The organism is Exiguobacterium sp. s145 (assembly GCF_018618835.1).
Taxonomy (GTDB): domain Bacteria; phylum Bacillota; class Bacilli; order Exiguobacteriales; family Exiguobacteriaceae; genus Exiguobacterium_A; species Exiguobacterium_A artemiae.
Genome location: NZ_JACSMV010000033.1, coordinates 8,109 through 14,241 on the forward strand (window position 1 = coordinate 8,109; position 6,133 = coordinate 14,241).

Annotated in this window: 8 protein-coding genes, 1 tRNA gene and 1 other RNA gene; 8 read left to right on the plus strand and 2 right to left on the minus strand. The window is 46.0% G+C overall.

Annotated features, from left to right (window positions below):
* Positions 1-35 precede the first annotated feature (35 nt).
* Together KNQ07_RS15675 and KNQ07_RS15680 are read left to right on the plus strand one after the other, a co-directional pair.
* Positions 36-125 (plus strand) — tRNA-Ser (locus tag KNQ07_RS15675).
* A gap of 106 nt (positions 126-231) precedes the next feature.
* Positions 232-696, plus strand: a complete 465-nt coding sequence (locus tag KNQ07_RS15680; protein ID WP_214767909.1) for a DinB family protein — start codon at positions 232-234, stop codon at positions 694-696.
* Positions 697-734: 38 nt separating this feature from the next.
* Here the strand turns inward: KNQ07_RS15680 and KNQ07_RS15685 are convergent, their stop codons facing one another.
* On the minus strand, positions 735-1,412 hold the full coding sequence (locus tag KNQ07_RS15685; RefSeq protein WP_012368928.1) for a deoxynucleoside kinase: 678 nt from the start codon (positions 1,410-1,412) through the stop codon (positions 735-737).
* Positions 1,409-2,038 (minus strand): deoxynucleoside kinase, encoded by a 630-nt coding sequence (locus KNQ07_RS15690; protein WP_012368929.1) that lies wholly within the window; start codon positions 2,036-2,038, stop codon positions 1,409-1,411. The genes KNQ07_RS15685 and KNQ07_RS15690 overlap by 4 nt, the downstream gene beginning before the upstream one ends.
* A 108-nt stretch (positions 2,039-2,146) precedes the next feature.
* On the opposite strand from KNQ07_RS15690, the gene tadA reads away from it, so the two are divergent.
* From tadA to KNQ07_RS15720, 6 genes are all read left to right on the plus strand, one after another.
* On the plus strand, positions 2,147-2,653 hold the full coding sequence (gene tadA, locus KNQ07_RS15695; protein ID WP_041261387.1) for a tRNA adenosine(34) deaminase TadA: 507 nt from the start codon (positions 2,147-2,149) through the stop codon (positions 2,651-2,653).
* A 48-nt stretch (positions 2,654-2,701) separates the two neighbouring features.
* An RNA gene (ffs, locus tag KNQ07_RS15700) (signal recognition particle sRNA large type) lies at positions 2,702-2,968 on the plus strand.
* Between the two features lie 95 nt (positions 2,969-3,063).
* Positions 3,064-4,749 carry a DNA polymerase III subunit gamma/tau gene (gene dnaX / locus KNQ07_RS15705; protein ID WP_214767912.1) on the plus strand — a complete coding sequence of 562 codons (1,686 nt, stop codon included), beginning with the start codon at positions 3,064-3,066 and terminating at the stop codon, positions 4,747-4,749.
* A gap of 23 nt (positions 4,750-4,772) precedes the next feature.
* Positions 4,773-5,093, plus strand: a complete 321-nt coding sequence (locus tag KNQ07_RS15710) for a YbaB/EbfC family nucleoid-associated protein (protein ID WP_012368932.1) — start codon at positions 4,773-4,775, stop codon at positions 5,091-5,093.
* 18 nt (positions 5,094-5,111) lie between these two features.
* Positions 5,112-5,711, plus strand: coding sequence for a recombination mediator RecR (gene recR / locus KNQ07_RS15715; protein ID WP_012368933.1), 600 nt, complete (start codon positions 5,112-5,114; stop codon positions 5,709-5,711).
* The gene (locus tag KNQ07_RS15720) at positions 5,708-5,932 is read left to right on the plus strand and encodes a YaaL family protein (RefSeq protein WP_012368934.1); all 225 of its coding nucleotides are present in this window, start codon (positions 5,708-5,710) and stop codon (positions 5,930-5,932) included. The genes recR and KNQ07_RS15720 overlap by 4 nt, the downstream gene beginning before the upstream one ends.
* The last annotated feature ends 201 nt before the right edge of the window (positions 5,933-6,133 follow it).

Below are 6,133 nucleotides of genomic sequence, written 5' to 3' on the forward strand. Positions count from 1 at the left end.
CACTTCTTTTTTTTACCTAAAATTACATTTAACATGGAGTCGTACCCAAGCCCGGCTGAAGGGGACGGACTCGAAATCCGTTAGGGGTCGCAAGGCCCGCGTGGGTTCGAATCCCACCGACTCCGCTTATACAAGCATCTCCCATTTATGGTGAGGTGCTTTTTTATTGCATCGATCGAGAGTGGCATGCTATGTTTTCCTACATCTTAGACAGAAAAAGGAGCAGCAATTATGACACTCACGAAACAAACGTTACTCACCCATTACCAAGACACGATGGAATTTGTCCGCAGTCTTGAACACATATCAGAGGAAGCATGGCGGACGCCTTATGCGGAAGGGAAATGGACGGTCGCTGAGATCATCGGTCATCTATCACCGTGGGACCGGTTCCTTGTCGCGGAACGCTTGCCGTTTATCTTGGCAAATGAGCCATTTCGTGTAAAACCGGACAGCCAGGCTGTTAATGAAGAGGCGGCAAAAATGAGCCGGGAACAACAACGGATTTTGACGATTGACGAATTCTTAGTCAGTCGTGACCGCTTGCATCGTGCCGTTGAACTGATTCCGGAAGAACGTTTGGCGGATACGTTTACGTCAAAAGGAAAAACCATTTCGCTTCTCGATTTTTTAGGGGCCATGATGCAACATGATTTACATCACCGGTCTCAAATTGAACAAGTCACTGCAGTCTGAAAAAAGCCCGTCGACAGAAATGTCGACGGGCTTTTGGATTAGCGGATTTTAGCAGTGCGGGCAACTTCAAGTTGTTTATCGATTTTTGATAAAATCCGTTCGATCGATTCCGGCTCGTTTAATAAATCGTATTCATCGATTGATAAACGGAGAACCGGACAAATCGTGAAGTTATTGATCCAGTTCGTGTAACGTTCGTACATCTCTTCCCAATACTCGATTGGCGTTTGTTGTTCCATTTCGCGTCCGCGTAAGCGAATCCGCTCAAGAACTTGTTCAAACGAGCCTTCGAGATAAATCAGGAGATCCGGATGCGGGAAGAATGGTGTCATGACCATGGCGTCAAACAAACTCGAGTAGGTTTCGTAATCCGTTGGTGACATCGTTCCTTTTTCGAAATGCATCTTCGCGAAGATACCTGTATCTTCGTAAATCGAACGGTCTTGAATGAAACCGCCGCCGTATTGGAAGATTTTCTTTTGTTCCTTAAAACGTTCAGCAAGGAAGTAAATTTGTAAGTGAAAGCTCCAGCGCTCGAAATCATGATAAAATTTGTCCAGGTAAGGGTTTGTATCGACTTTTTCAAGAGATGTCCGGAAACCAAGAGAGTCTGCTAGACCGTTTGTAATCGTCGATTTACCGATACCGACCATTCCACCAATCGTAATGACGGCATCTGCCGGGATGTTATACTTTTCACGTAATTTCGAGTTCATGCGTGGTTCGCTCCTTCATATAATTCGTTGCGGATCTTTGTCAGGACGTATTCTAAATCTTCCGGCCGTTTGACGAAGTCGAGTTCATCTCCGTTGAATCGGATGACTTTCACTTCCGGATGTTTGATTTGGTAATCTGTGACGAACGTCTCGTAGTCAGCCGCCAGTTGTTCGAGGTAAGCACGTGACATGTTTTCTTCAATCTCGCGTCCGCGTAGAGCAACACGTTTCATCAACGTGTCGATGCTTGCATCTAAATAAATGACTGCATCGGGCTTTGGCATATCCGTTGTCAGGATCGAATAAATCTGTTCGTACTTATCAAGGTGCTCGACTTTCAGAGAACGATGGGCAAAAATAAGGTTTTTAAAGATATGATAATCAGCGACGACAGAGCGTTGTTTACTGAGATAGTGACGTTCGATATCATCGAGCTGCTTAAAGCGATTACACAGGAAGAACATTTCCGTTTGGAAACTCCATTCTTCGATGTCTTCATAGAACTTTCCAAGAAAGGGATTTTCTTCGACGATTTCGCGTAACATAGAAAATGAGAAATGGTGACTGATGGCGTTAGCAAGTGAAGTTTTTCCAACACCAATAGGTCCTTCAACCGTTATGAACATATTCAATTACCCTCCGTTCAGCAAAGTGCAATTTATATTTTAGCACAAAGCAGCGGCACCTGCCGAAGTTTCAGCGGGAGAATTTTTGTAAAGATAGGAAGTGTGATGATGGAACGGCATGAACACTATATGCGCCTTGCCATTGAGGAAGCAAAAAAAGCAAAAGCAATCGGTGAAGTCCCGATTGGTTGTGTCATCGTCAAAGGCGATGAGGTGATTGCGACCGGTTATAACCACCGGGAAACGAATCATCAGGCGACGGCACATGCCGAATTACTCGCAATTGAAGAAGCCTGCAACAAGCTCGCCAACTGGCGTCTCGAAGGATGCGAACTCTATGTGACGCTTGAACCGTGTCCGATGTGTGCAGGGGCCATCATGCTGTCGCGGATCGAACACGTCATCTTTGGAGCCGTTGATCCGAAGGGTGGATGTTGCGGCACTTTGATGAATTTAGTCCAGGATGAACGGTTCAATCATGTTTCGCAATTAACGGGTGGCGTTCTTGAACAGGAGTGCGGTGAGATGTTGACGTCCTTTTTCCGGGAGCTCCGGGCGAAAAAGAAACAACGGAAACGGGCAATGGGTTGCAACGGGACCGATGAAACAGTATAATGAAAAAGCACTCGAAACAAGTGCCACTAAAATACGATAAACCATTTGCCGTGCTAGGTGGGGATGTAGCGGTTCCCTGTCACTCGCAATCCGCTATAGCGAGACTGAATTCCATATCGAGGGATAGGATTGGTGTGGTCTGCCTTACGTAAGTAGCGTTGACGTCTGAGTCCTGCGCAACAGATACCCATGAACCAGGTCAGGTCCGGAAGGAAGCAGCCTTAAGTGGTGCTCTCTGTGTGCCGCAGGAGCGCTTGGACTGAGCAGGCTGCGTGAGTAACGCATGTTGAACCTATTTCAGAATATGGTGCGCGGCAGTTTAATTTTAGATAACAAGTCTACAGCCGGTTTCGGTTGTAGACTTTTTTAGGTAGAATAGAAACAGGATTATAAATAGAGGAGGCGCAAACTTGGCCTATCAAGCATTATATCGTGTGTACCGGCCGCAACGTTTTGACGAAGTCGTCGGACAGGCACACATTACCCGGACGATTCAAAACGCCTTGATGGAAGAACGGATGTCGCATGCCTATCTGTTCTCTGGACCACGAGGAACGGGGAAAACAAGTCTGGCAAAAATCATTGCCAAAGCAATCAACTGTGAACAAGCGCCAGTAAATGAACCATGTAACGAATGTCCGACATGTCGAGCGATTACAGAAGGATCAAGTCCTGATGTGTTTGAAATCGATGCCGCGTCCAACAACGGCGTTGATGAAATCCGGGAAATCCGGGATAAGGTCAAATATCCGCCGTCAGAAGCAGCGTACAAAGTATACATCATTGATGAAGTCCACATGTTATCGACCGGAGCCTTCAATGCGTTACTTAAAACATTGGAAGAACCGCCTGCACACGCCATTTTCATCCTGGCGACGACAGAGCCGCATAAAATACCGGCGACGATTATCTCACGTTGCCAACGTTTTGATGTCAAACGGCATGAAGTCGATCAATTGATGGAACGGATGCAGTACATCTTATCGGATCAAACGATCGGCTATACGGAAACCGCATTGCGGTTGATTGCCCGGGCAGCGGATGGTGGAATGCGGGATGCCTTGAGTCTGCTCGATCAGGCGGTCGCTTTCTCCAATGGAGATTTAAATGATGATGCTGTGCTGGAAGTGACGGGTGCCGTAGAGGATGAAGCGTTACTTGCTGTCGCCAACGCCCTGCATGCTCATCAAGTCGATCAGCTTTTACAGACGCTGGAACAGATGCAACGCGCGGGGAAAGACTTGAAACGGTTCGTCGAAGATTTGGTCTTTTTCTACCGGGATACCTTACTCCTGAAAGCTTCTCCGACGGCGGTTGATCTGCTGGAGCGGGCACGACCGACAGCGGAATTCAAAACATTCGTCGAGACGATTGAGACGGAAACCTGCTTCCATATCATCGAGCAGTTGCATGACTGTCAACAGCAGATGCGGTTGACGAATCATCCCCGTGTTCTGGTCGAAATTGCGTTCATTCAGATTGCGGAACAAGGACGAACGACCGGACAGATCATGCAGAGTCTCCAGCAAGAGGTACGGGAACTGAAGGAACAGATGCATCAGTTGAAAGTCACGGGAGTCCCGGCTGCTGAAGGAACGCCTGCGCAACAACCGGCCAAACGCAAACAAGCCCGGCCAACTGTCCGGATAGCGAAAGAGCGGATTCGGCAAATGTTGAGTCGTGCAGAGAAGGCACAGCTTCTTGAAATTCAAGAACGTTGGGATGCCATTTTAAAGTTAATCCTTAAACAAGATGGTCCGATTTACTCTTTGGTGCATGAAAGTAAACCGGTCCTCTGTTCGGAAGATACATTATTGATTGAGTTTGATAACGGGAAAGGCTGGCATTTTGAACAGGTTATGACCAACGAACGGACCCGTTTCGTCATTGAAGAAGCACTGTTTGAGGTCTGCGGTGTGAAACGTCAGATTCTTGCGATTCTCGATAATGATTGGAAAGAACTAAAAGCAGAGTTTGTTGCGAAACGAAATAGTAGTAATATAGAAGAGAAAGAAGTGGCAGTCGAATCGGAAGAAGATCGACTGTTGTCCGAGACGCTCGGACGATTTGGTGATATCGTAGAATTCGAAGACTAATTTCAGTTAGAGGAGGAAGAATTATGCGTGGTATGGGAAACATGAATAACATGATGAAACAAATGCAGAAGATGCAAAAAGATATGGCGAAAGCTCAAGAAGAATTAAAGGACTTGACGGTTACGGGAACAGCTGGCGGAGAGATGGTCTCTGTCGTAGCGGATGGTCATAAAAATATCATCGATGTCATCATTAAAGAAGAAGTGGTTGATCCGGACGATGTCGAGATGATTCAAGATCTCGTTCTTGCTGCTACAAACGATGCTTTGAAAAAAGTAGATGAACTCGTTTCGAGTAAAATGGGTAAATTTACACAAGGAATGAACATGCCGGGAATGTTTTAAACTGTAGGGGGAAACGAATTGCAATATCCTGAAGCAATCAGCCGCTTAATCGAAAGTTTTACGAAGTTACCGGGTATTGGTCCGAAAACAGCTGTCCGTCTTGCGTTTCATGTTCTTGATATGGAAGAAGATGATGTGCTGATGTTCGGAAAAGCACTCGTGAGCGCAAAGCGTGATATCTCATATTGTAGTATCTGTGGGAACATCACAGATAAAGATCCGTGTTACGTTTGTTCCGATAAACACCGTAACCGGACAATCGTCTGTGTCGTTCAAGATTCACGTGATGTCATCGCGATGGAAAAGATGCGGGACTACCAGGGCTTGTACCATGTATTACACGGGGCAATCAGTCCAATGGAAGGAATCGGTCCTGAAGATATCAATGTATCCAGTCTATTGACGCGTCTGCAGGCAGATGAAGCCATTACTGAAATCATCTTGGCAACGAATCCGAACATCGAAGGGGAAGCGACAGCGATGTATCTTTCCCGATTACTGAAACCGACCGGTATTCGTGTTACACGGATTGCTCATGGTCTTCCGGTTGGCGGTGATTTGGAGTACGCGGATGAAGTCACATTATCCCGTGCCATGGAGGGAAGACGGGAGTTATGAATTGGTTTCGGAAAAAAATCCGGAGCGAATATGATGAACGCTTTCTCCGTGAACTGGCGCTGGCGCAAGAAAACTACTTGATGAAACGCCGTTTACTTGAAATCAGTTACGATGACTGTGGTGATCTCGAAGCTCAAATGAAGTTAGCGGAATCCGTTTATTACTTCTATATTAGAGAAGCGAAGAAACGGCGAGTCTCGTTACCGACTGTTCGCTTATAATGAAAAAGAGGAAGGCTGCCGCCTGGTAATGAGGTGGTAGCCTTCTTTTCTATTCTTTTTAAAATTAATTTAACAAAAGAGTTGTCATGTTGTAATTATCGTGGTATATTAATTCTTGTCCTTAAGAGGACGAGCGCACTGCACGAAACAAGAAAAAAACTTCTTTTAAAAAGTTGTTGACTTATTGTTTCAGACTTGGTA

Excerpts from the sequence above, each read along its gene's own strand:
- KNQ07_RS15720 (WP_012368934.1), top strand. The coding sequence starts at position 5,708 with ATGAATTGGTTTCGGAAAAAAATCCGGAGCGAATATGATGAACGCTTT.
- KNQ07_RS15685 (WP_012368928.1), bottom strand. The coding sequence starts at position 1,412 with ATGAACTCGAAATTACGTGAAAAGTATAACATCCCGGCAGATGCCGTC.
- KNQ07_RS15680 (WP_214767909.1), top strand. The coding sequence starts at position 232 with ATGACACTCACGAAACAAACGTTACTCACCCATTACCAAGACACGATG.
- KNQ07_RS15690 (WP_012368929.1), bottom strand. The coding sequence starts at position 2,038 with ATGTTCATAACGGTTGAAGGACCTATTGGTGTTGGAAAAACTTCACTT.
- KNQ07_RS15710 (WP_012368932.1), top strand. The coding sequence starts at position 4,773 with ATGCGTGGTATGGGAAACATGAATAACATGATGAAACAAATGCAGAAG.
- tadA (WP_041261387.1), top strand. The coding sequence starts at position 2,147 with ATGGAACGGCATGAACACTATATGCGCCTTGCCATTGAGGAAGCAAAA.